General features: G+C 39.7%; 25 protein-coding genes. 21 read left to right on the plus strand and 4 right to left on the minus strand.

Translation table 11 applies throughout. The features are described from left to right. The first annotated feature begins 173 nt into the window (after positions 1 to 173). The 10 genes from QXL17_04435 to QXL17_04480 all read left to right on the plus strand — a co-directional run bounded on the left by QXL17_04435 (position 174) and on the right by QXL17_04480 (position 8,920). A complete protein-coding gene (locus QXL17_04435) occupies positions 174 to 746 on the plus strand; it encodes a DUF99 family protein (GenBank protein MEM4258383.1) in 573 nt (190 codons plus the stop codon). After that, positions 733 to 921, plus strand: coding sequence for a 4Fe-4S binding protein (locus tag QXL17_04440; protein ID MEM4258384.1), 189 nt, complete (start codon positions 733 to 735; stop codon positions 919 to 921). The genes QXL17_04435 and QXL17_04440 overlap by 14 nt, the downstream gene beginning before the upstream one ends. Positions 922 to 924: 3 nt before the next feature. After that, a complete protein-coding gene (locus QXL17_04445; protein ID MEM4258385.1) occupies positions 925 to 2,115 on the plus strand; it encodes an NAD(P)/FAD-dependent oxidoreductase in 1,191 nt (396 codons plus the stop codon). A 4-nt stretch (positions 2,116 to 2,119) separates the two neighbouring features. Next, entirely contained in the window at positions 2,120 to 2,944 is an 825-nt protein-coding gene (locus QXL17_04450) for an NAD(+)/NADH kinase (GenBank protein MEM4258386.1), read from the plus strand. Between the two features lie 86 nt (positions 2,945 to 3,030). Beyond that, the gene (locus QXL17_04455; GenBank protein ID MEM4258387.1) at positions 3,031 to 3,375 is read left to right on the plus strand and encodes a Mov34/MPN/PAD-1 family protein; all 345 of its coding nucleotides are present in this window, start codon (positions 3,031 to 3,033) and stop codon (positions 3,373 to 3,375) included. Positions 3,376 to 3,444: 69 nt separating this feature from the next. After that, positions 3,445 to 4,557 carry a PH domain-containing protein gene (locus QXL17_04460; GenBank protein MEM4258388.1) on the plus strand — a complete coding sequence of 371 codons (1,113 nt, stop codon included), beginning with the start codon at positions 3,445 to 3,447 and terminating at the stop codon, positions 4,555 to 4,557. A gap of 141 nt (positions 4,558 to 4,698) precedes the next feature. Beyond that, positions 4,699 to 5,244 (plus strand): arginine decarboxylase, pyruvoyl-dependent, encoded by a 546-nt coding sequence (locus tag QXL17_04465; GenBank protein MEM4258389.1) that lies wholly within the window; start codon positions 4,699 to 4,701, stop codon positions 5,242 to 5,244. Between the two features lie 126 nt (positions 5,245 to 5,370). Further along, the gene (gene ppsA / locus QXL17_04470; protein MEM4258390.1) at positions 5,371 to 7,773 is read left to right on the plus strand and encodes a phosphoenolpyruvate synthase; all 2,403 of its coding nucleotides are present in this window, start codon (positions 5,371 to 5,373) and stop codon (positions 7,771 to 7,773) included. Positions 7,774 to 7,850: 77 nt separating this feature from the next. Further along, positions 7,851 to 8,456 carry a hypothetical protein gene (locus tag QXL17_04475; protein ID MEM4258391.1) on the plus strand — a complete coding sequence of 202 codons (606 nt, stop codon included), beginning with the start codon at positions 7,851 to 7,853 and terminating at the stop codon, positions 8,454 to 8,456. After that, on the plus strand, positions 8,435 to 8,920 hold the full coding sequence (locus QXL17_04480) for a DUF2240 family protein (protein ID MEM4258392.1): 486 nt from the start codon (positions 8,435 to 8,437) through the stop codon (positions 8,918 to 8,920). The genes QXL17_04475 and QXL17_04480 overlap by 22 nt, the downstream gene beginning before the upstream one ends. Here QXL17_04480 and QXL17_04485 read toward each other — a convergent pair. Together QXL17_04485 and QXL17_04490 are read right to left on the minus strand one after the other, a co-directional pair. Further along, positions 8,904 to 10,241, minus strand: a complete 1,338-nt coding sequence (locus tag QXL17_04485; protein MEM4258393.1) for a tripartite tricarboxylate transporter permease — start codon at positions 10,239 to 10,241, stop codon at positions 8,904 to 8,906. The genes QXL17_04480 and QXL17_04485 overlap by 17 nt on opposite strands. A 7-nt stretch (positions 10,242 to 10,248) precedes the next feature. Next, entirely contained in the window at positions 10,249 to 10,893 is a 645-nt protein-coding gene (locus QXL17_04490; GenBank protein ID MEM4258394.1) for an OB-fold nucleic acid binding domain-containing protein, read from the minus strand. Positions 10,894 to 11,049: 156 nt separating this feature from the next. Between QXL17_04490 and QXL17_04495 the strand changes: the two genes are divergently transcribed. The 5 genes from QXL17_04495 (at position 11,050) to QXL17_04515 (ending at position 17,762) form a co-directional block, all read left to right on the plus strand. After that, the gene (locus tag QXL17_04495; GenBank protein MEM4258395.1) at positions 11,050 to 13,617 is read left to right on the plus strand and encodes a CDC48 family AAA ATPase; all 2,568 of its coding nucleotides are present in this window, start codon (positions 11,050 to 11,052) and stop codon (positions 13,615 to 13,617) included. 36 nt (positions 13,618 to 13,653) lie between these two features. Then, positions 13,654 to 13,890 carry a PRC-barrel domain-containing protein gene (locus QXL17_04500; GenBank protein MEM4258396.1) on the plus strand — a complete coding sequence of 79 codons (237 nt, stop codon included), beginning with the start codon at positions 13,654 to 13,656 and terminating at the stop codon, positions 13,888 to 13,890. A gap of 441 nt (positions 13,891 to 14,331) precedes the next feature. After that, the gene (locus tag QXL17_04505; GenBank protein ID MEM4258397.1) at positions 14,332 to 15,594 is read left to right on the plus strand and encodes an ORC1-type DNA replication protein; all 1,263 of its coding nucleotides are present in this window, start codon (positions 14,332 to 14,334) and stop codon (positions 15,592 to 15,594) included. Positions 15,595 to 15,696: 102 nt separating this feature from the next. Beyond that, a complete protein-coding gene (locus tag QXL17_04510) occupies positions 15,697 to 17,340 on the plus strand; it encodes a PAS domain-containing sensor histidine kinase (protein ID MEM4258398.1) in 1,644 nt (547 codons plus the stop codon). Between the two features lie 14 nt (positions 17,341 to 17,354). After that, on the plus strand, positions 17,355 to 17,762 hold the full coding sequence (locus tag QXL17_04515; GenBank protein ID MEM4258399.1) for a response regulator: 408 nt from the start codon (positions 17,355 to 17,357) through the stop codon (positions 17,760 to 17,762). A gap of 62 nt (positions 17,763 to 17,824) precedes the next feature. Here QXL17_04515 and QXL17_04520 read toward each other — a convergent pair whose 3' ends face one another. Further along, positions 17,825 to 18,193: a hypothetical protein gene (locus tag QXL17_04520; GenBank protein MEM4258400.1), complete on the minus strand. Its 369-nt coding sequence runs from the start codon at positions 18,191 to 18,193 to the stop codon at positions 17,825 to 17,827. Positions 18,194 to 18,238: 45 nt separating this feature from the next. Continuing rightward, the gene (locus QXL17_04525; GenBank protein ID MEM4258401.1) at positions 18,239 to 19,585 is read right to left on the minus strand and encodes a radical SAM protein; all 1,347 of its coding nucleotides are present in this window, start codon (positions 19,583 to 19,585) and stop codon (positions 18,239 to 18,241) included. Between the two features lie 106 nt (positions 19,586 to 19,691). Here QXL17_04525 and QXL17_04530 point away from each other — a divergent pair, with 106 nt between their 5' ends. The 6 genes from QXL17_04530 to QXL17_04555 all read left to right on the plus strand — a co-directional run bounded on the left by QXL17_04530 (position 19,692) and on the right by QXL17_04555 (position 23,360). Further along, positions 19,692 to 20,099 (plus strand): DUF123 domain-containing protein, encoded by a 408-nt coding sequence (locus tag QXL17_04530; protein MEM4258402.1) that lies wholly within the window; start codon positions 19,692 to 19,694, stop codon positions 20,097 to 20,099. A gap of 25 nt (positions 20,100 to 20,124) precedes the next feature. Beyond that, on the plus strand, positions 20,125 to 20,436 hold the full coding sequence (gene cutA, locus QXL17_04535) for a divalent-cation tolerance protein CutA (protein MEM4258403.1): 312 nt from the start codon (positions 20,125 to 20,127) through the stop codon (positions 20,434 to 20,436). Then, positions 20,433 to 21,062 (plus strand): hypothetical protein, encoded by a 630-nt coding sequence (locus tag QXL17_04540; GenBank protein MEM4258404.1) that lies wholly within the window; start codon positions 20,433 to 20,435, stop codon positions 21,060 to 21,062. The genes cutA and QXL17_04540 overlap by 4 nt, the downstream gene beginning before the upstream one ends. 61 nt (positions 21,063 to 21,123) lie before the next feature. Continuing rightward, positions 21,124 to 21,882, plus strand: coding sequence for a basic amino acid ABC transporter substrate-binding protein (locus QXL17_04545; GenBank protein MEM4258405.1), 759 nt, complete (start codon positions 21,124 to 21,126; stop codon positions 21,880 to 21,882). Between the two features lie 27 nt (positions 21,883 to 21,909). Continuing rightward, positions 21,910 to 22,578 (plus strand): amino acid ABC transporter permease, encoded by a 669-nt coding sequence (locus QXL17_04550; GenBank protein MEM4258406.1) that lies wholly within the window; start codon positions 21,910 to 21,912, stop codon positions 22,576 to 22,578. Between the two features lie 23 nt (positions 22,579 to 22,601). Beyond that, positions 22,602 to 23,360 (plus strand): amino acid ABC transporter ATP-binding protein, encoded by a 759-nt coding sequence (locus QXL17_04555; protein ID MEM4258407.1) that lies wholly within the window; start codon positions 22,602 to 22,604, stop codon positions 23,358 to 23,360. Positions 23,361 to 23,390 lie beyond the last annotated feature (30 nt).

The raw sequence follows: 23,390 nt of genomic DNA on the forward strand, positions 1-23,390 counted from the left end.
AGTGAATTTTACCATACAACCAGAGTAAAAAATAGTAAATCGGGAGGTTAAAAGAGAGTAGTTATTCTTGTTTTACAATTACGCAAAAGGTCTATTATACAAAAGAGTCTTAAAAGATTTATCGGAAGTATCAAGCAAAACATTATTAGCAGAGAAAAAATTGCATTTGAAAGATGAAGAAGCAAATACGACTGCTTGGTATCGATGATGCACCGTTCCATTTCTACAACCATACCGTGCCGCTCATCGGTGTTGTAATGCGCGGAGGAGAATATCTCGAATGCGTATTGAAACAAGAAATTACCATCGATGGAAACGATGTAACGCCAACAGTCATTGCAATGATCCTTCAAACAAAACATCGACAGCAGCTCAAAGCAGTTCTGCTCGATGGCATTACCTTTGGTGGATTTAACATTCTCGACATCCACCAGGTTTACCAAACAACGAATCTCCCAATTATAACAATTACTCGAGATAAACCAAATTTCCAGAAGATAAAAAAAGCATTACAGACGCATTTTTCTGACTGGAAAAAAAGATATGAGTTACTCAAAAAGCAAACAATTTTTGAAGTGCCGACCAAGCATAACCCGATGTTTGTTTCTTATCTTGGTCTTACTTTTGATGAGGCAAAAGAAATAATAAAGCTGTCGACGATACGAGGTGTAATACCTGAACCTATCCGAGTTGCACATATTATTGCTTCCGGTATCACCCGAGGTGAATCCTATGGAAAATCCTAAAGCAGTAGTTCATAAACAAAAATGTTACGCTTGCGGCGGATGCATCGCAGTATGCCCACAAGACGCGATCACTATGATTGCTGGGAAAGCAGAGGTTGAACACAAGAAATGTATACGTTGCGAAATATGCATCAATACCTGCCCGGTTGCAGCAATATCCTGGGAGGAGGAATAAATCATGAAATACGACGTTGTTGTGGTTGGAAGTGGCCCTGCAGGGAGTACAACTGCTCGTTTTGCGGCAGAGCACGGTGCAAAGGTTTTGATCATTGAACGTCGTGCTGAGGTTGGTGTCCCGGTTCTGTGCGGTGAAGGAATCAGTCAGAAGGTCGATGATTTTAAAGTACTTGAAGGAAAACGTTGGATTGCTTGCAAAATGGAGGGGGCACGTATTTTTTCTCCAAATGGGACGATGTTTAAACTTTCTGCAGAGTATGCAGGAAGTGAAACCGGGTACGTCGTGTATCGGGATATTTTTGATCAAGAGCTTGCCCGAGGTGCAATTCATGCTGGTGCAGAACTCATGGTGAATACGAATGCGATTGGGTTGTTGAAGAAAAATAATCGCATCAGTGGTGTGAAAGTGGTTTCATATGGAGAAGAACTTGAAATTGAAGCAGATATCATTGTTGGTGCTGATGGTGTTGAATCAAAAGTTGGTAGATGGGCTGGTATCAAAACAACGTTGAAACCTTTTGACCTTGAGACCTGTGCTCAGTACACATTAGCAAATGTTGATTGCCCTGAAGCATATTGTGACTTTTATCTTGGTAAAAAGATTGCACCAGGTGGCTACGTCTGGGTGTTCCCTAAAGGAAAAGATGTGGCAAATGTCGGTATTGGTATTCTTGCGAGTTTAAGTAAACCAGGTCTTGCGAAGAAACTGCTTGATGATTTTATCGCCAAACATCCTGAATATAAAAAAGGTGAACCATTACGGTTTTTAACTGGTGCTGATCCTGTTGCTGAAGCTGTAGAATCGGTTCGTGATAATTTGCTGCTTGTTGGTGATGCAGCACGGCATGTTGATCCGATCACCGGTGGGGGTTTGATGACTGCCATCGAAGGTGGAAAATATGCAGGTGAAACTATTGGAATGGCGGTTGAAAAACAGAGGTTTGATCGAGAAACGTTGCTGGAGTATGAAAATCGATGGAAACAATCGTTTGGAAAGAAGCTACATCGGAATTATGTTGCTAAAGAAATTATGCTTGACATGGATGATAAAACCTTAGATATGCTTGCTGACTCATTGAAGGATTATAAGTTTGAAGAGTTTAGCACAATGAGTATTATCAAAGCACTGGTGACGAAGCATCCATCGTTGCTGGTGAAATTAGCACCATTGATGAAACTTGCTCGGGCGTAATACTATGAAACTAAAGCATTGGGGAATTGTCTGTAATCCTCATGTTGCAAAAGCAGTATCATGTGCAGAAAATATCATTGAGCTGATTCAAGAATCAGGAGGAATTCTTTTCCCTGATGAACATTTAGGAAAAGAACTTTCCATGAAAGGATATTCACTCAAAGACATCAATACCCATGCTGATATTGTAGTAACAGTTGGTGGCGATGGAACAATTTTGTATGCACTGCAAGAAATTGACAAACCACTCTTTGGTGTGAATTGCGGCGGCATGGGTTTTCTCTGTGAAGTTGAATCAAAATATGCGTTGAGTGGATTGAAAAAAGTTTTCACTGGTGGATATACTGTTGAGGAGCGGTCAAAACTAAAAATTGTTGTTGATGGAAAACGTCTTCCTGATGCTGCAAATGAATTAACGGTTCAAACCGGACAAATTGCAAAGATGCTGCATCTGCAGATTTTTGTTGATGATGATCTCATTGAAACTATGGGTGCTGATGGGGTGATTGTTGCGACACCAACCGGTTCAACAAGCTATGCACTCAGTGTTGGCGGACCGATCATGGATCCGCTGGTAAATGCAATGATCATCGCGCCGCTTGCAGCTTTTAAACTGTCTGCTCGTCCCTGGATTATCCCTCTTGAAAAAACTGTGCAAATTGCCCTCCTGCCGAAAAGTAAAGAACCAAAAATCGTGATCGATGGTCAGTTTTCAACACCAGTCTCTATTGAATCGAAAGTTTTGATTACTGGTTCTGAACGGAAAGTACGGTTTGTTCGCTTCGGTGAAAGTTTTTATCAGATGGTCCGTTTGAAACTCATGAGATAGGAACAACAAGTATGATATTTTTTCACAGAAAAAAACAACAAACAGCTCAACCGGTTCGTTGGAGAATAACACGTTCATGTCTGAATATGATTCTTGAAATGGGAAAATCCAGCATGCCAAATGAATTTGGAGCCTTGCTGAAGGTCAGACCAGGGGATAAACATACGATTGCTGAGATTGCGATGCTTCCTGGAACAATTGCTGGAACATCCCATGCACTGTTTCAGTTGCATATGCTCCCGGTGGATTACAGTATCGTTGGCACGGTTCATAGTCACCCTTCAGGGGATGCATTTCCTTCAGAAGATGATATGTTTTTATTTTCAAGGTATGGACGAATTCATGTTATCGTCGCATCCCCTTTTACAGAGGATTCATGGAATGTTTTTGACCATACTGGAAAAACAATAGATGTGGAGCTTGTTGCATAATTTTGTTTGACTGGGGTCAACCAATACATTTAAAACATAGGAAGTGATGAATCCTCTTGAGGGATGACGATGAGACGAAAAAAAGATCAAGAAGATGATGAGTTGCTACGTAATGAAATCATTGAACGGATATTATCACCGCATCCATTATCCTTCGTACAACTCCAGTCAGTATGTCTTTTTTTGATTGTGTGGGGCATTATTGTTGGATGGTTGGTAAATTTTTCAGAATATCATGATCTGCTTACGAGCAATCAGTGGTTTCCTGTACTTGTTTGGGGTTTAGTGCTCCTGCTCATTGGGATTGTCGTGTCTCTTATTTCAGTTGAGTGGAACGTATTCTTCTTGTATCTTGCTGTTTTCGTTGGCGGCGTTGCTCTCATGGTATCGCAGGGATGGACAAAGGATTCAGCAGTATTTATTCCGTTTTATTCGGTTGCTACATCAATCATCGGGTTCCTTATTGTTGAACTGTACCGCAGATCTCACAAATATATTATTACTAACATGCGGATGATTTTCAAAGGTGGCATCCTCACTCAGCAGGAACGTACGATCCGCTACGATAAAATCGCTGACATTAATGCAAAACAAGGGGTCCTCGGTCGTCTTTGCGGCTTTGGAACCATTATTCCGATTAGTCAATCTGGTTTCGGTCTTGGATCTGATAAAACACTTGCAGCCACCGGGGCGGCGCTTGGTGGTAAAAAAGCAAAATTGTTTGGTTTATTTGGCGGTGGTCGTGATGTTCAAGTTCCACGGTCACGTAGCTACTATGAACTCCATGGCGTGTATCCGTATAAACAGATAAAAAAACTCATTGAAAGTCTTGTTCAGAAAACAGTGATTACTCCATATCAGGAAGAACAAGTCGAATTTCAACGTCAGCAGCTTGACATTCAGAAACAGATGCGTGATTTAATGAAGGCGCAGACGAAAATGAAAAAAGCACGTCCAGCAAAAGTTGCCCATATCAAACATGAAGAAGATGAAAATGAAGAATCTGAGGAACTGCATGAAGATGAACTTCCATCTGAACTTCCGCCGCTTGAAGAAGATGATATTCACAAGCAGATGCAAGCATTTCTAAAAAAACAAAAAGCAGTACAAAACACAAAAACGCGAACTGATGATATTGAGGATGAACGACCCAGCGATGACGATGATACTGCTTTTCGCTAGTATCCTGGGGTACTTCGTACCAACGACTTTTTTCAAACATGAACAGAGCACTATTTTTGTTTCATTCAAATACAGCTCATCATCAAGTTCAGCTGATTCCATAGATAATTTTATATCTGAAAAAATGATTTGCCGGATGACATGGTGCCAAAACGAGTGTTTTTCACAAAAGGCGTTGGGAAACACAAACATGAACTTCAAGCTTTTGAGCTTGCCCTTCGTGACGCTGATATCGAGCAATGCAACCTTGTATACGTATCAAGTATCATTCCACCATATTGTAAGATAATACCGAAAGAAAAAGGCATTGCTGAGCTTCGAGCTGGTGAAATTACGTATGTGGTAATGTCACGAAATACGACCAATGAACCAAATCGGCTGATTGGAGCTGCAATTGGAATCGCAACTCCAAAAAATCAGGCAAGTTATGGATATATCTCCGAGCATCATTGTTTTGGTGTGACGAGTAAAAAACTTGAAGAATATACTGAGGATCTTGCAGCAACCATGCTCGCAACCACGCTTGGTCTTGAATTTGATCCTGATAAAGCATGGGACAAGCGTAAACAAGAATACAAAATGAGCGGACAGATTGTTCGAACTCAGAGTGTTGCACAAACCGCCGAAGGAGACAAAGACGGCCTGTGGACAACGGTTGTCGCTGCAGCAGTGTTTCTCGAAGATTAGCGATTTTCTTTCTTTTTCTTTTTTTCTTGACATGCAGTAGGACGGCTGAGGAATCTACATGCATAAAAAACTTTTAATATATAACCTGTGTTGAACGACTTGGTGGTTTACATAGGAGAAACACGTATGATTCAAGAATTTGTAAAGTGGTTTGAAGAGTTAACAATCAAAGACGTTCCGTCCGTTGGAGGGAAAAACGCATCGCTTGGTGAAATGATTCGAAATCTTGGCAGCAAGGGTGTAAATGTACCAGGTGGTTTTGCAGTAACTGCGTATGCTTATAAATATATGATTGAGAAAGCAGGTATTGACAAAAAAATCAGAGAGATCCTTGCTGACCTCAACACCCATGATGTACAGAATCTTGCTGAACGAGGTCATAAGATCCGAGAATTAATTCGCAATACACCGATTCCTCAAGAACTTGAGGAAGATATTAGGCGGCATTATCGAGAGATGGAAGCACGGTACGGTGAAAATGTTGATGTTGCAGTTCGGAGTAGTGCAACGGCTGAGGATCTTCCTGATGCTAGTTTTGCTGGTCAGCAGGAAACTTTTTTAAATGTTCGCGGTGAAGACGAACTCATCGAAAAATGTCGTGAATGCTTTGCATCATTATTTACCAATCGTGCTATTTCCTACCGTGTCGACAAAGGTTTTGATCATTTCAGTGTATATCTTTCTGTCGGTGTTCAGAAGATGGTTCGCTCTGATCTTGCAAGCTCAGGGGTTATGTTCTCAATTGATACAGAAAGTGGGTTTCAAAATGCGGTGTATATCACGGGTGCCTATGGCCTTGGTGAAAATGTTGTGCAGGGAGCAGTCAACCCTGATCAGTTCTATGTGTTTAAACCAACGTTGAAGCAAGGGTTCAAACCAATTCTTGAGAAAAAACTTGGTTCAAAAGAAAAACGACTTGTATATAGTGATAAAGGAACAATTCAACAACCAGTCAGCCCTGAGGACCAGAAGCGATTTGTAATTCAGGATGACGAAATTTTAACACTTGCTCGATGGGCATGCATCATCGAAGATCATTATCAGAAACCTATGGATATTGAATGGGCAAAAGATGGAAAAACCGGCGAGCTGTTTATTGTTCAAGCACGACCTGAAACAGTCCACTCACAAAAAGATATGGCAGTGATGCGAACCTATGTTTTAGAAGAGAAGGGTACGCTTCTTGTTGAAGGTGAAGCAGTTGGTAGTAAGATAGGTCAAGGTGTTGCTAATATTATTCATGATGCAAAAGACATTCATAAGTTCCAGAAAGGACAAGTGTTAGTCACAGATATGACTGATCCTGACTGGGAACCAATTATGAAAATCGCAGGTGCCATTGTCACAAATAAAGGTGGAAGAACCTGTCATGCAGCAATTATCTCTCGGGAACTTGGAATTCCATGTGTTATTGGAACAGGAAATGGAACTGAAACCATTAAAAATGGGGCACCAGTCACTATTGACTGTTCTGAGGGTGTTGGTCGCATTTATGAAGGTATCTTGAAATATCGCGTTGATGAGTTAAAACTTGATAATCTTCCGAAAACAAAAACGCAGATCATGATGAATGTTGGTGTCCCGGAGCAGGCATTCCAACAAGGACAAATTCCAAATAACGGTGTCGGTCTTGCTCGAGAAGAATTCATCATCAATTCCCATATCGGCATTCATCCATTAGCACTCATAGACTACCGTCAGTTAAAAGCAAACGCTAAAAAAGATCCGAAAATCGCTGAAGTGATTAAAAAAATTGATGATGTGAGTCTTGGATATGCTGATAAAGAACAATTCTTCATAGATACGTTAGCTCGTGGTATTGCAAAGATTGCAGCAGCGTTTTATCCAAATGATGTCATTGTGCGTATGTCAGATTTTAAAACCAATGAATATGCAAATCTCGTCGGCGGTTTCCTCTACGAACCCGAGGAACACAACCCGATGATCGGTTGGCGCGGTGCATCAAGATATTATGATCAAAAATACAAGCCAGCGTTTGGTATGGAATGCAAGGCATTAAAAAAAGCACGGGATGAAATGGGGTTGATTAATATTAAACCGATGATTCCGTTTTGCCGTACGCCTGAAGAAGGGCGTAAAGTCATTAGCATCATGAATGAATATGGCTTGAAACAAGGAGAAAACAATCTGGAAATCTATGTGATGTGTGAAATTCCCTCAAACGTTATCCTTGCAGACCAGTTTGCTCAAATTTTTGACGGTTTTAGCATTGGATCAAACGATTTAACGCAGCTAACGCTTGGTCTTGATCGTGATTCTGATCTTGTTGCCCATATCTTTGATGAGCGGAACGATGCAGTAAAACGACTGGTCGCCCAGGTGATTACAACAGCGCATAATCATAAACCACGTCGGAAAGTCGGTATCTGCGGTCAGGCTCCTTCTGACTTCCCAGAGTTTGCAGAATTTCTCGTTGAATGCGGCATTGACAGCATATCTCTCAATCCTGATACTGTAATAAAAACTCGATTAAAAATTGCAGAAACAGAACGAAAACTAGGCAGGTAACCATCACCACATAACTAAAAAAGTAGTTAATCTCTCTTTCCAAAGTTTTTTTAAAGGAAACTACGGATTGTCAGACCATGGATATAATACCATGTATCTGTATAAAGCACGCTAAATGCTATTCGCTATTCTCTCAAGAACTACCACTGAGCAGAATACATACGATACTCCCCCAGGAAAGCATCCTTTACCTTTATGACGTTCATGGAATCGCTGAGAATCGACCTGATCTAACCATGATGCAGCGACTTGCAGATGAGTACATAGTATGGGTTGATGCGGGTGTTAGAAGTGTGGACGATGTCATGGATGTTGTTACTGCTGGTGCATCAAAGATTACATTACGAAAAAACCTTTGGCAGACGCTTGAGATTCCAAAAATCCGCTATGTAACCGACGTCGAATTATACCTTGATATCAGTTCAGGGAATTTTCGATCTTGGATCGAACTATCGGTCTACGCAGATATGCTGGGATTCACCTATGTTGATATTGATCATCACACCGATGAGCAGTACTACGAGAACACGATAAAAGAGCTCAGTACAAAATATAAGATATATCTTCTGAAAACGACAGTTAATTCCGTGCACCATTGGAAAGAATATCCGATTGCAGGGTTTATTGTCGATATCACCAAGTATCAGGAGTTTAAAAATCTATGTTCGACGAAGCAAGAATAGTTCTTGCGTTTATCTTCAAACGCAGCGGAAAAACAAAACTTACTGAAGCAGAAATCTACGTACCGCTATCGTTAGAATTAAACTGGTTTACAGTACAAGAAGCACAGGCGTTCGTACGGTATTGTACTGTGAATAAACTCATAGCTGAAGAACAAGGAGTTTTTACACCAACATTTGAAATTGCTGATATACAAATTCCAATTGGATTTATACCAGAAAACAAAAAGTATTCGTTAACAACATCTTCTGAAGTTCAAAAAAATATTTTGAATGTGCTTGCCGAAACTCTTAGTATGCATTTGAACCAAGATATTCAAAAAACATTTGAGGAAATCGCACGACAGGCTGCTGAAAAAAAAATCACCTCAGAGCTTGCAGCTTTGTTCCTTATGTATCTACATGCACTTCCCTATGAACGTTTTGTAGATCCTGTCGAACGAAGACTCTTTACAGAAAATATATGATAATAGGTACTAGTAATACTCCCATACAGTGACTTCGCCGAACCCCCCACCCGAGTGGAATCAAACCAATAAGACTGGCGGTAATGAGAATCAATACTCCAAGCAAACCCGTGAAAAGAACTACTAAAACGATTAGGAAAACTATCGATCCAAGAAGTATAAATCGATAGGGTATTTTATGAAAATTTTGCGCAAATATTTTCCCAACGTACAGGGTAATAAAAAAAGATACACAGCCTGCGAATATCAGAAAAATCAGAAGATAACATAACGCCTCAGGGATGAAGACATCATCCCATGGTTCTACGACGATTAAGTCGTTAACTGCAAGCATAACACCACTCCGTGCTCGCAGGAGTACAAAAAGCATAACAACTGTGGAAAAGGCGCATGCGGTATTTACTGCTGACAACGTAAGTAAGGTTTGTTCTTGGTCGGTGTTTTTGCGAATCGTTAATGCTAATACAGTCCCAACGGCAGAGGTTACCCCAGGCAATATCGAGACGAAAATCCCTGAAAGACTACCGGTTAAAACAGAAAAAATCGATGATCGTTTGGTCGAATATGTAAGGGTTATCGGTTTGATATCTTGTGGGGGGAGTGTTGGTTTTGTAGCTAATGAACTGAGGAGAGGGGGCATACCAAACAGCCCTGAAAGTGCAGGAAATAAAACACTTGCTTGAAATCCTACAGGTGAATGAACTGGGAGATTGAGGATAATTGCTCCAAAAAGCCCAGAGAGAAGAAAAACAAATACGGCAAATCCCATACCGAGAAACGAAGCTGACATGCCATTGATTTTACCGACCCTTATTTGTTTTTTCTCAGTAGCAATCATAATAGCGACGATTGCTATGAGAATCCACACCATACTATCGCGTAGTGTTTCGTAAAGAAATATTGGGGCGGCAAGAATCATTTTAACAGGATACAAAAGGAAAAAACAAATGATAACTGATCCAATGCTTCCGATTGCAGTGAGTACCACCGCTCGATAGCCATAACCGTCTAAGAGCATTCGATGGGCAGGAAGAACAGAAAGAGCTGTTTCTTCATCTGGTACTCCAAGAAACGTGGATGGTATTGCTGAAAAAAAAGAATGGGATAGCGCGATTGATATGATGAGGCCGCAGAGGAGAAGTAGCAAAAAGGATTCTGAGAATGTGTTTATCAATGATGTTAACAGTGCGAGTATTGCTGTTGAAAATGAAAGAACAGCAAGGGAGATGTTATTGATGTGAAGTCCTGGTAAAAGTCCTGTTACCAGACCGATACATACGCCAAGAGCGCTGAAAAAAATAATAAGAAGTAATTCAAGCATGTGTCCGTCACTGTTCAAGCGCGATAATGAAATGTTGCTCGTTAGATATGGTGAGTATATAGCGAAGGAGGTGTTCGTCATACATAAAGTAAGCGCCTATGGATACTTTACTTCCTGAAGTATATGATCTTGTGTTGTTTTGAGGATAAACAGGGATGAAATAGGTGCTATTTTCATCTGCTAAAATAAAATAATGTGCGCTTGTTTGTTGGATGAATCCTTGGGTGTTAATATTTAATCCTAGATAGTTTTCAGGATGAAGGGCAAGGTCCTTGATTGGTGTCGTTATGTTGTTCCATGATTGTATAATCGTTAGCGCGTGGGGCGCATTGACAATGAGTTCATATGCTCCTTTGTATTTTTGTATTTTGCCCCGTGCCCGAATCATATCTCCATACTTGAGGTTGGTTTTTCCTTCGAGAAAAATGGCGATCGATGTGCTGTTTTCCTCTTGATCAGAGAGGGTAATAATTTGATTACCTGATTTTGTATCTGTCCATCCAGTTACTATGCCCTGGAGTATTACCTGATGTCCTTCATATTGTGATGCATGTTTGATTTCGATTTCTATTGGTTCTGTAAGTGTTGCAAAAAAATAGAGGAGGCCGATACAGATGCATGAAAATACAATAATACTATATTTTAGGTGCATTGTTCTGAGCCCCATATTTTTATTAATATATATATAATATTTATAACTATAAATATATTGCTGAGATAAAACAACCTATACTGCCTTCCTCAGAAAACTTTATAACAGGTTTCAACTTCTGCCACTACGTATTCATACTAGGTGGGAGTAAGTCTTATGACTCAACAAGAAGTGAATCTGAAGGTCGCTGAAGCATTCCAGCAAGATGTCGGGTATGGCCGAGCACGAATCGATCATCAAACAAGAATAGACCTTGATCTCTCCATAGGAGATGTTATCGAAATAATTGGTACAAAAACCACAGCAGCATCGGTCTGGCGAGCACATCCATCAGATGAAGGAAAAAGAATTATTCGAATAGATAATCTCACCAGAAAAAATGCTGGAACCGGGCTTGGAGAACGCGTTCGAATCAAGCGAGCTGAAGTACGAGAAGCACGAGAAGTAATTCTTGCACCACTCATGCCTGAAGGACAACGCATCGAATTTGGCATGGGAATCGATGTTATCATCAGAAAAAACCTCCTCCGGCGACCAATCACTAAAGGTGATGAAATCACGGTTCCTGGAATTGCTTTTTTTGGAAACGCCTTACCTTTTATTATCCTTGACACCAGTCCAAATGGTATCGTTGCAATCAGCGAAAGAACTATCCTCAGAGTAAAAGAAGAAGCTGCGAAAATAGCTGAGGAAGAAGGACCCCGCGTAAGCTATGAGGATATTGGTGGTCTGCAAAACGAAATTTTAAAAGTTCGAGAGATGATTGAATTGCCCCTAAAACATCCTGAATTATTCGAACGTCTGGGCATTGATCCACCAAAAGGAGTATTGCTCCATGGCCCACCAGGAACTGGAAAAACGTTAATCGCGAAAGCAGTAGCAAACGAATCAGGGGCAAACTTTTATACAATTAACGGCCCAGAAATCATGAGTAAATTTTATGGACAAAGTGAAGAGAACCTGCGAAAAATCTTTGAGGAAGCACAAAAAAATGCACCTTCGATCATCTTTCTTGATGAAATTGATGCTATCGCACCAAAACGTAGTGAGGTTCATGGTGAAGTCGAACGACGAGTAGTGTCACAATTATTGACGCTCATGGATGGTTTAAAAGGCCGAGGAAAACTCATTGTAATTGGAGCAACAAATCTTCCTGATACTCTAGATCCTGCATTGAGGCGACCTGGTCGTTTTGATCGAGAAATCAGAATTGATGTTCCCGACAGAAACGGACGAAAAGAAATCTTACAGATTCATACCCGAGGCATGCCAATAAACTCAAATCTTGAACTTTTGCATCCTGGCCAAAAAATTGAAACTGAAAAAATAGAACAAGTCATCAGACAAGGTACAAAAAAAATCCATGCTTCAGATTTACTAAGAAATTTAGCACGGACTAAAAACAAAAACAAACGTACTGCTACCGCCGAATACTTAAAAGTTATCTTTAGTCATTATACTGAAGAATTACCTGCAAACTTTGCAGAAAAACTTGTAAAACTTCTAACCGACGAAATCATTAACCTGCTGCCTTTTGATTTAGAAGATACTGAAGTCGATCTGAATGCTGAACAACAAATCAATGAACGACTTGAATCTATTGCTGAGAAACCTGATGAGTTAACAAAAAAGCTGGCAAAAGAAAGCATTCTTGACGAAATCGCTGATATAACGTATGGATTTGTCGGTGCTGATCTGGCTGCACTTGCACGAGAAGCAGCCATGAACGCACTGCGACGATACTTGCCGGAGATTGATCTGGAAAAACCGATTCCTGTTGAACTATTAGAAAAAATGGAAGTAACGATCGAGGATTTTAAAAATGCACATCGCGGCATCGAACCATCAGCGATGCGGGAATTTTTTGTTGAAATACCAAAAGTATCATGGAATGATGTGGGTGGTCTAGAAGACGTCAAACAGCAATTAAAAGAAGCAGTAGAATGGCCTCTAACCCAACCTGAGGTGTTTAAGCGTATGGGAATTCAAGCACCTCGTGGTATTTTACTCTACGGCCCACCAGGAACTGGGAAAACATTGCTTGCAAAAGCAGTTGCCCATGAATCAAAAGCAAATTTTATATCAATTAAAGGACCTGAAGTTCTGAGCAAGTGGGTCGGGGAGAGTGAAAAAGCGGTTCGAGAGTTGTTTAAAAAAGCACGGCAGGTTGCTCCGACGATTGTATTTCTTGATGAAATTGATTCAATTGCTCCTCGGAGAGGATCCTACTCTGGATCCCACGTCACTGAAAGCGTGGTCAACCAGCTTCTAACAAGTATTGATGGTTTGGAAAGTATGCAGGGTGTTGTTGTTATTGGTGCGACAAACCGACCTGATATTATTGATCCAGGATTGCTACGACCAGGACGATTTGATCGATTATTATTGATACCGGCACCCGATGAAAAATCGCGATTGGAAATCTTTAAGATTCATACGAAAGAGATGCCTTTGAGAGACGTATCATTAAAAAAACTCGCAGAGCTTACCGCAGGATTTTCTGGTGCTGATATCGAGAGCGTGTGTCGTGAGGCGGCAATGATTGCACTTCGAGAAAATATCAATGCTAAGGAAGTTACTGAAGAACATTTTAACAAAGCATTAAAAGCAGCTCGTGCAAGTATTACTGATGAATTGATGAAATATTATACAAAAGTGACCGAAAGTCTTACAACCGAGCTAGCCAAAAAGGATAAAAAAGAACGAGACATTCAATATATGTAAATGTGAGTTATCAAAAGTATAGGAGGGATACAAAAAATGAAAGTACTTGAGAGCGACCTCAGAGGAAAAACAGTGATGAGTGAAGAAGGTTTATACCTCGGCATTCTAAGAAATTCTCTGGTAGATGAAAAAACTGGGGAATTGGTCAATGTCCTTGTTGAGCCGTCTGAAGATATTGATCCTCGTCTCTATCATCTTGATGACATCGGTCATCTTGTTTTTCCGTTTGAGTCAATCAAATCTGTAAAAGATGTTATCATCATCGGTAATTAAAATTGTTCAACTGCCGTAGTAGTAACGATCGGTTTTTTCTTTTTTCATTTTACTCTTTGTTAGTTGAGAAAGGAAAAATATACACTATAGATTTTACTTCAACAAAATGAAATTTTTAGACAAAAGAACTTAAAAATCTCTTTAGAGGGACCCCTTTATTTCCACTGGAGCCAATGGTTGGGATGTAGCTGTAAAAATAGAAAATTGTGATGCAATATAGCCAGAAATATATGCGATCGTAAGTATTTTAATATTTCGATTTTTAAAATTATATTATTCAAAAAATTAAAAAATAAAATCGGAAAACTTATTTTTTCCACACGAAATCATCCCCTCTCTGCTTCTGGGCACCAACAGGTATAATTCAAGGCAGGAAACGTGGATAAGTTTATTATATAGAACTTGTTTACCTAACTTTTACCAACACAGACAAAGGGAGGTGTGTTTTTTACGATCAAACAAGAGAAAGACATCTTTGACTCACTATTGGAACTTGACGGTTTGTTTGTCAACCGAGAAGTCATGAGACCAACATATATGCCAGAAATTCTCCCACACCGAGAAAAAGAAATCAAAGACCTTGCGACTATTCTCGTACCTGCATTGAAAAACGAAGCGCCATCAAACATTTTTATTTATGGAAAAACAGGAACTGGAAAGACCGCAGTCGTTAAATTTCTAGGAAAAGAATTGCTCAAAAAAGGTCAACAATCAAAAACAAATGTCAATTTTATTTATATCAATTGCGAAGTTGTTGACACCCAATATCGATTGTTACAGAATATCGCAAATCAATTTATCAACGAATGGAACGAACACGTTCCTTTCACAGGTTGGCCAACTGATGAGGTATACAGCAAAGTCAAAACTATGATGGAAAAAAAGAAAGGTGTAACTGTTATCGTCCTGGATGAAGTTGACAAACTGAAAGGAGACGAAGCCCTCTATAATTTAACGAGAATGAACAGCGACATGCAGCATGCACGTGTTTCGGTTATCGGTATTTCAAATGATTTAAAATTTACAGAATTTTTAGATCCGCGAGTAAAATCGAGCCTTGGCGAAGAAAATATGATTTTTTATCCATATGATGCTGAGCAGCTTCAAGATATTTTGAAGGCCCGTGTATCAACGGCATTAAAACCCGGGGTCTTAGAACCAGATGTTATTCCGCTCTGCGCAGCGCTGTCCGCCCAAGAACATGGTGATGCACGTCGAGCGCTTGATCTACTGCGGGTAGCTGCTGAAATCGCCGAACGAAATAAAGAGAAAAAGGTTACTCGGTCTCACGTTCGTCAAGCTCAAAATAAAATTGAGCTCGATCGTATAACTGAAGTTGTTCGCACGTTACCTAATCAATCAAAGCTTATTCTTTACGCAGCGATTTTGCTTGACCGTCAAAATAAAAAAGACGGAGTCAAACAAGCGATGACCACTGGTGGTGTTTATGAGATTTACAAAGAATTATGCAAAAAAACCAGATACAATACTCTGACGCAACGCCGAGCCGCGGATTTAATATCTGAACTTGACATGCTCGGCATCATTACTGCTCGTGTTATTTCAAAAGGTCGGTATGGGCGGACAACAGAGATTGAGATTGCATCGACGTCTAAAGATCTCATCAATGTTCTCCAAGAAGATGAGTTATTTAAAGATTTAACTAAGTATAAAATGAAAGCACAAGCTCGTCTAGCACTCTAAATCTCCTTATTTTATTAAACCGTATTTCTTTATAGCCAGTGATACGATATCGCCTATATGTTGTAGTCCAAAGAAGGTATTGATGGGAGATGTGGTGAGAGTATGAATCAAGAGCCCACAATTGTACAAGTCTTAAAAACAGAAGAACAATTAAAATATTTATCGGGAACACAGAAGCAAGCTTGTACAACTAAAGAAGATGCACATACAACACTTGAAAATTTATATCAAACCGTTTTTGAAAATTCAGCCGTCGCAATTACTATTACCGATGCACAGGAGCGGATTATTTCTTGGAATAAATATGCTGAGCAGCTTCTTAATATCCAATATAACGATGTTTTTCTGCAGCCAGTTCACACGTTATATCCTGAAGAGGAATGGAAAAAAATACGTTCGCAAAACATTCGACAAAAGGGAATGCAGCACCATCTTGAAACAAAAATACTTCGGAAAAATAAACCGCCCTTGGACGTAGATTTGTCAATCAGCGTTATAAAGAACAAAGATGATCAAATTACCGGGTCAATTGCGATCATCAAGGATATCAGTGAAGAAAAAAGGATGAAACAAGCGTTACAAGCATCGGAGCAGAGGTTTAAAAATCTCTACGAGTATGCTCCTGTTCCCTATCATACATTGACACCTGAAGGCATTATTACTGATGTGAATCAGAAATGGTGTGAGGTTTTTGGTTACACGAAAGAGGAGGTACTTGGAAAATCGATTTTTACTTTCATCATCCCTGAAGAGCAGCAGGCGGCACAGGTTTCGTTTCAACAGAAACAACAAAGTAAGCAGCTATACACCGAGGGACACGAACGCCGTTTTAAAACGAAAAACAGCGACGAACGCATCTTTGTAACCAGAGATTTTTTCATTTATGCTCCAGATTCAACACTAATTTCTGTGCAAACAACACTCGAGGATATTACTGAACGGAAGAGAACAGAGGCGGCGTTAAATACGGCACATCAACTCCTCAGTTCACTGAATCAGGAACTTGAAAGAAAAGTCGAGGAACAAACAAGGGAGGTTAGAAATCTTCTGAAACAAAAAGATGATTTTATCAATCAACTCGGGCATGATTTAAAAAGTCCATTAACCCCTATTGTATCCCTTCTACCCCTTGTTATGAGTACTCCAAATCATCCAAAAAACAAAGAACGACTTGAGGTTATTTATCGCAACGCGCTGTATATGAAAAATTTGGTGAATGATACCTTGAAACTCGCTCGATTAAATTCTCGTTCGATACAATTTACACTTTCGCCAACACCACTTAAGCTGCTTGTTGATGATGTGATCAGAGAGTATAGAATGCAGCTCGAAGAAAAGAGAATTGAATATCAGCAGATCATAGATTATGACCTTGTGGTTATGGCAGATGCTCTTCAGCTCAAAGAGATGTTCAGTAATCTCATTTCTAATGCTATAAAATTCACAGGATCTGGAGGTTTTTTGAAGATTCAAGCGCAGGCGCAAGACGGCGATTCCTTTGTTCTTGTATCTGTAACTGACACTGGAATTGGTTTGACCGATGAACAAAAAAAATGTCTCTTTCAGGAATTTTATAAGGCAGACTCTTCGAGGCATGATATTAGTTCAAGTGGTCTTGGATTATCTATTTGTAAGCGCATTATTGAACGACATGGAGGAAAAATCTGGGTTGAAAGTTCAGGTCTTGGGAAAGGTGCAACATTTTATTGTACAATCCCAGCACAAAAAACAAAAAGGAACTCGTAATATCGAGAGTATATATGGCAGAAGGCAACACTATGAAAAAAACCATTTTAATCGTCGATGACGACCCTGATATACGGTTCACTGTAAAAGACGCTCTCGAAGGTAATTATTGTGAGGAATTTAATGTTCTTGAGGCTGATGGTGGTCGTCAATGTTTACAGATGCTGGAGGTGACACCACCTGATTTGATTTTACTTGATATTATGATGCCTGAGATGAGCGGATGGGAAGTATACGATGAGTTACATAAGAATCCTCGATGGAAAAAAATTCCTGTGGTATTTCTAACTGCTCGTACAGATGATCTTGCTCGCAACGCTGGAAAAATTCTCGGGAAGGATTATATTGAAAAACCATTTGAAGTACACGATTTGAAACAAAGGATCGATATTGCGTTAAAGAAACGTATGCGCTTGTTCTAATTTTTTAATACATTTTGCAGCATAAAAAGTACATGCTTCTTCTGCTTGGCGACAGTTGAGTTTTATGAAAGTATTTTGATGGTTTGTTGTAACTCTTCAGCAATCCTTTTAATTCTCGGATAATGACGGAAGAGCTTGTCTACCAGTTCATAGTGTTGCTTGAGCGTCCCAATAATGAGAATGTCTGCGCATCGATCTTTTAACTGAAATGCATCTTTTGGAATAGCAACTTCTCCGCCAATCGAAAGCATATCCTGTTTGATGATAATAGCGTCTTGCAAAATCACGTTATGCACTTTGATTATTTTTAGGATCATTTTTGGTGCCATAATAGGGATACTTTTCGGATCGCAGTCGAGCAGCTGTAGTTGTTTTTTTGCATCTTCATATGTTGTAATGTCGATTATTAATGGTGTATGGGATGTCTGCATATGAGAGAATAGAAGACAATACGTGTTATAACCCTTTCGAGCAACTTATCGGAGCATGCTCATACCGAGTTTTAAAAAACTGCTATTGTGTGTTTTGCATGCATGGAGTATTTGTTTTATCCAGAGAGATGGTCGCATATAAAACTGTTTATACGCGTTCATTGCATAGGTGTTTAACTCCTGTTCAGTGAAATTTCCTATTCCTCGCCGACTATCAACGGTTACGTAATATTCATCTGGCTGTATCAATCCTTTTTTTACCGCATCCCACCAGAGATCACTTCCGTATAAATATCCTAGAACAAAAAAACCTGCAGCATCTATAGGTAGTTTCTTTGCGAATCGTATGGTGTTTATCAGATGATGCTTTGTTTCTAGAGGAGCACCAAGCATAAAATTAGCATATACGAAGAATCCCATTTCTTTACTTAACGTAATTGCTTTTTTGATCTGTTCTAAGGTAGTTTTTTTATTGTAGAAGTCAAGAACATCTTGATTTCCTGATTCAATGCCAAAAGTGATAAATTCAACGCCTGCCTGTCGAAGTTTTGTGTATAACTCTCGGTCTGCTGAATCAACTCGTGCTCCTTCGATCCAGAGATGAAGTTCATATTTTTGTTCTATGATGTGGTCCATTATTGCAAGCGCGCGCTTCTTATGAGCAAGAAAATTATCATCAACGAAAATGATTGTTTGGTATCCTTTGTTTACAAGGTCATCAATTTCTGCGATAACATTGTCAGATGAACGAAATCGGTAGTTTGGCAGTATTGACGATATCTGGCAGTAGCGACAGTGGAATGGACATCCACGTGAAGTAAGAACTGAGGTTACCTTTCCTTGAGCAATTTTTGTTCCATGCATGAAACCGTATTCGTATTTTTCGACGAGATGGCGAGCTGGAAAAGGAAGTTGGTTGAGATCCTCAATTTGAGTTACCGGTTCAGTAACATGTATTGTATTTTCAGTACGATAGGCAATCCCTGCTATGGTATTCAATTCTTGTTTTCCTTGCACTGCTTTCAAGATGTTGGAGATGCGAAATTCTGCTTCTCCTTGAACGCAGATATCTGCTCGATGGGTTTCTAGCGTATGTTTTGGTAACAGTGTACAATGAGGCCCGCCGAGAATGATGGGAAGAGATGGGTCTTGATCTTTTATGGAGTTCACAAGATCAGCAGTAGTGCGAAGATCCTCTGGGTTGCTGTAGATCGTCATACCCACAGCATCATAGGAGGCAAGTTTTGGGAGTATTTTTTCAGGAAGCGTTCCTTCTGCAGCACAGTCAAGGACATCAACATCATGGCCTTCTTGTTCCAATATTTGTGCAAGATATAAAATGCCAAGAGGGGGGAACGTATCCTCCTGAATGCAAGGGGCGTTGCGGTGCAACCGCCCAGGTACCGGAAAATGGATAAATCAAGAGGACGTTCATTACTTTCTCCTCTCATAATATTGGGGACATTCCTATTTAAATATATGTTTTCCAAGGGATCCTATGAAAGGAAGTTATTTACTCATCATCAAGGTAGATACTACCTGTACTCTTCAACTTCGCAAGCATCATACTCTTATCACCCCGGGTTCGTATGGGTATGTTGGATCTGCGATGAAGAATCTTGAATCGCGCATACTTCGTCACGCCCGTCGAGATAAAAAACACCACTGGCATATCGATTATCTCCTTGATTATGGGGAGATTGTAGATATATATTATAAAGAGAGCACCATTCACGAGGAATGCGATATTGCACGCTTTTTTGAACAACATTTTCCTTCTATTTCTAGTTTTGGATGCAGTGATTGTACCTGCACGAGTCATTTATTTTTTGGAGCAATGGAGGATTTGATTCGAGCAGCCAAACAGCTCCATATGAACAAATATCATCTCGATGCAAAATCTTAAAAAACTTTTTTTAATAGATGCGTTTATGATTTCATTCTTGTATTCGACTTTTGGAACACAAAAAGATGCAAAAAAGATTGCTCGGCAACTCCTGGAAGAACGCCTCGTCGCCTGTGTCAATATTATTCCAAATATCTCTTCAGTATACCGATGGAAGGGGCGTATAGAAGAAGCTGAGGAATGTGTATTGATTGCGAAGACCATTGACAAGAACATCGATCGAGTCATACAGAAAATCAAATCCCTTCATCCTTATGAAGTGCCAGCTATTGTTGTCCTTCCAATTATTGCCGGATTACAAGAATATATTGATTATGTGAAAGATGAGTTGAAATGAAGTTTGTCGCCTTGATTTCGAGTGGTATTGATTCACCTGTTGCTGCGTATCTTTTAGCAAACAAAGTAGAAGAATTAATCTTTGTTCATGCTGATAACCAGCCGTTTACCGATGCATCTGAAGTTGATCATTTTAAACTTCTCACACAATACCTTAAAAAGTATATGTCCTGTTCTGTTAAAACATATATTGTACCTCATGGTCTTGCGCTTGCTACATATAAAAAACAGGCAAATCATCATTTTACCTGTGTTTTTTGTAAGCGAATGATGGTTCGATATGCAGAAAAAATTGCAGAAAAAGAAAACGCATGTGCAGTGGTTATGGGCGATTCACTCGGGCAGGTTGCTTCGCAAACTCTTCGAAATCTTCGCGTTGTTGATCAAGCAATTTCACTACCGATACTCAGACCCCTCATCGGGTTTGATAAAGAGGACATCGTTCGTCTTGCCAAAAAAATTGGAACCTATGAGTTTTCTATTCTACCATCAAAAGGGTGCAGAGCAGTTCCATCACAGCCTTCAACCCACGCAACTATATATCAGATAGAATCAGAAGAAAAAAAAATTAATGTTGTTGAGTTGATTGAACAGGTTGTTACTGCCGCCATTCAATTAAAACTATAATGTTTAAATAACCTAATGAAATACCTTATATTTATGTTAGGGAGGAGAGGTTGAACTGAATATGAAAAAGAAAAATGTAGGTTTTATGGCACTCATGACGATTGTAGTATTTTTTTCCCTTGCATTGTCTGGGTGTACACAGGAGAAGGGAAAAAAGATTATTGTTGGGACTGAAGCAACATTTCAACCGTTTGAATATACTGACTCATCAGGAAATATAGTTGGTTTTGACATTGATATGATCAAATGGATTCTAGAACGGGAGAATTATACTGTTGAAATTCGAGATATGGCTTTTGATCTATTAGTTCCATCGCTCCAAGAAGGTAAAATTGATGTTATTGTTGCCGGTATGACGATTAATGACGAACGACTGTTACAAGTCGATTTTAGTGAACCATATTTTGAAGCCGATCAATCTGTTCTGATAAAGAAAGATTCAGGAATTGTTATTGCCGATATTTTTGACCTGAAACAGTTAACGAAAGTTGGTGGTCAAACCGGTACTACGGGTTGGGCATGGATCGGTGAAAACATCGGCAACGAATCACGAATTAGTTATTCATTATATACTGAGGCTGTTGCTGATTTAAAAATTGGGCCAGAACGCGTCCAGGCGTTGGTTTTAGATAAACCGGTAGCGCAATCGTTTGCCCAAGATCCTGAATTGGTAGTAGCGTATACGATTATTACCAATGAAACCTATGGTATTGCTGTGAAAAAAGGCAACACAGAACTTCTAAATAAAATCAATAACGGGCTGGTTGCTTTGAAAGCATCTCCTGAGTGGAATCGGCTAATCAGCATGTATTTTGAATAAATATTTCAAGATGTGATGTAGGTGGGCTTGGATGTTTTACTCGACTCAGCCCCTCAACTCTTAGATGGTTTAAAAAATACATTGGGATTAACCTTTTTCGGAGTACTTCTTGGTACCGTCTGTGGTTTATTGCTTGCTTTTGGTCGTTGTTTTGGGCCACAACCAGTAGCGTTTAGTATTTATCTATATGAGAAATTATTCCGGGGCATTCCACTGCTCGTTATTCTCATTTTGATCTATTTTGGTCTTGCACAAATTGGATTTGACTTGAATGCATTTACTGCAGCAGTATTGGGTCTTGGCCTCCGAAGTGCAGCATATCAAGCTCAGATTTTCCGTGGGGCGATACAGTCGATTCCTGAAGGGCAATTGAGTGCTTCGTATTCTCTTGGGATGACAAAAATCCAAACTATTAGATATATTCTACTTCCTCAGGTACTTCGACTTTCAATCCCTGGTTGGTCGAATGAATTTACTATATTACTCAAAGATACATCAATTGCAATCAGTATTGGTGTTGTTGAACTGATGCGTCAAGGTCGATATATCTATGTTCGCGAACCTGATCTCGCGCTTGCGGTTTTTTTACTCATAGCAGCTCTCTATCTGATTCTAGTTCTCATAATTAATAAGAGTTTGTCACTGCTGGAAAAAAAATATCGGATGTCTGGATATGATGTTGAATGTTGTCGATGAATGTTGAACGGATGTGGTAAACATTGCATTTGCTTGAAGTTAAAGAAATTTATAAATCGTATAACGGCAACGCAATTCTGAGAGGAATATCATTTACGATGGAGCGAGGACAAACAACGGTAATTATAGGACCAAGTGGAACCGGAAAAAGCACTCTTCTCCGGTGTATCAATCAGCTCAGCCCACCAGATAAAGGAGAGGTATGGCTTGATAACGAGGAAATAACGAATCAGAAAGTACACATAAATAAAATCCGTCAAAAAATTGGCTTTGTGTTTCAAGATTTTAATTTATTTAATCATTTAACTGCGTTACGAAATGTCAGTATCGGACTAGAAAAAGTTAAAGGGATGAGAAAGGAAGAAGCACGACAACGTGCAGCAGATGAGTTACGACGTGTCGGTCTTGAGCAGCAGATGGATATGTATCCTGCGCAGCTCTCTGGCGGGCAGAAACAGCGTGTTGGTATTGCTCGTGCTTTGGCAATGGATCCAATATTAATTTTGTTCGATGAGCCGACCTCTGCGTTGGATCCAGAACTTATCGGCGACGTTCTTGATGTTATGAAATCATTGGCAGGAAAAGTTGCTATGCTTGTTGTTACCCATGAGATGGGTTTTGCTCGAAATGTTGCTGATGAGATTATTTTTATGGAAGAAGGGGTCATTGTTGAGCAAGGTCCTCCAAGTGAAATGTTTTTACATCCAAAACACAGCAGGACAAAAGAATTTTTGGGAAGAATTTCAACGCTCTACGGAGATGAAAGGGAGGGAAAAACATAGTTTCAAATTTTTTCGAGTTTTTTTCAGCAT

This window comes from Candidatus Thermoplasmatota archaeon (assembly GCA_038884455.1).
In the GTDB taxonomy this organism is placed as follows: domain Archaea; phylum Thermoplasmatota; class E2; order DHVEG-1; family DHVEG-1; genus JAWABU01.

Excerpts from the sequence above, each read along its gene's own strand:
- QXL17_04435 (MEM4258383.1), top strand. The coding sequence starts at position 174 with ATGAAGAAGCAAATACGACTGCTTGGTATCGATGATGCACCGTTCCAT.
- QXL17_04440 (MEM4258384.1), top strand. The coding sequence starts at position 733 with ATGGAAAATCCTAAAGCAGTAGTTCATAAACAAAAATGTTACGCTTGC.
- QXL17_04445 (MEM4258385.1), top strand. The coding sequence starts at position 925 with ATGAAATACGACGTTGTTGTGGTTGGAAGTGGCCCTGCAGGGAGTACA.
- QXL17_04450 (MEM4258386.1), top strand. The coding sequence starts at position 2,120 with ATGAAACTAAAGCATTGGGGAATTGTCTGTAATCCTCATGTTGCAAAA.
- QXL17_04455 (MEM4258387.1), top strand. The coding sequence starts at position 3,031 with ATGATTCTTGAAATGGGAAAATCCAGCATGCCAAATGAATTTGGAGCC.
- QXL17_04460 (MEM4258388.1), top strand. The coding sequence starts at position 3,445 with ATGAGACGAAAAAAAGATCAAGAAGATGATGAGTTGCTACGTAATGAA.
- QXL17_04465 (MEM4258389.1), top strand. The coding sequence starts at position 4,699 with ATGGTGCCAAAACGAGTGTTTTTCACAAAAGGCGTTGGGAAACACAAA.
- ppsA (MEM4258390.1), top strand. The coding sequence starts at position 5,371 with ATGATTCAAGAATTTGTAAAGTGGTTTGAAGAGTTAACAATCAAAGAC.
- QXL17_04475 (MEM4258391.1), top strand. The coding sequence starts at position 7,851 with ATGGATATAATACCATGTATCTGTATAAAGCACGCTAAATGCTATTCG.
- QXL17_04480 (MEM4258392.1), top strand. The coding sequence starts at position 8,435 with ATGTTCGACGAAGCAAGAATAGTTCTTGCGTTTATCTTCAAACGCAGC.
- QXL17_04485 (MEM4258393.1), bottom strand. The coding sequence starts at position 10,241 with ATGCTTGAATTACTTCTTATTATTTTTTTCAGCGCTCTTGGCGTATGT.
- QXL17_04490 (MEM4258394.1), bottom strand. The coding sequence starts at position 10,893 with ATGCACCTAAAATATAGTATTATTGTATTTTCATGCATCTGTATCGGC.
- QXL17_04495 (MEM4258395.1), top strand. The coding sequence starts at position 11,050 with ATGACTCAACAAGAAGTGAATCTGAAGGTCGCTGAAGCATTCCAGCAA.
- QXL17_04500 (MEM4258396.1), top strand. The coding sequence starts at position 13,654 with ATGAAAGTACTTGAGAGCGACCTCAGAGGAAAAACAGTGATGAGTGAA.
- QXL17_04510 (MEM4258398.1), top strand. The coding sequence starts at position 15,697 with ATGAATCAAGAGCCCACAATTGTACAAGTCTTAAAAACAGAAGAACAA.
- QXL17_04515 (MEM4258399.1), top strand. The coding sequence starts at position 17,355 with ATGGCAGAAGGCAACACTATGAAAAAAACCATTTTAATCGTCGATGAC.
- QXL17_04520 (MEM4258400.1), bottom strand. The coding sequence starts at position 18,193 with ATGCAGACATCCCATACACCATTAATAATCGACATTACAACATATGAA.
- QXL17_04530 (MEM4258402.1), top strand. The coding sequence starts at position 19,692 with ATGAAAGGAAGTTATTTACTCATCATCAAGGTAGATACTACCTGTACT.
- cutA (MEM4258403.1), top strand. The coding sequence starts at position 20,125 with ATGATTTCATTCTTGTATTCGACTTTTGGAACACAAAAAGATGCAAAA.
- QXL17_04540 (MEM4258404.1), top strand. The coding sequence starts at position 20,433 with ATGAAGTTTGTCGCCTTGATTTCGAGTGGTATTGATTCACCTGTTGCT.
- QXL17_04545 (MEM4258405.1), top strand. The coding sequence starts at position 21,124 with ATGAAAAAGAAAAATGTAGGTTTTATGGCACTCATGACGATTGTAGTA.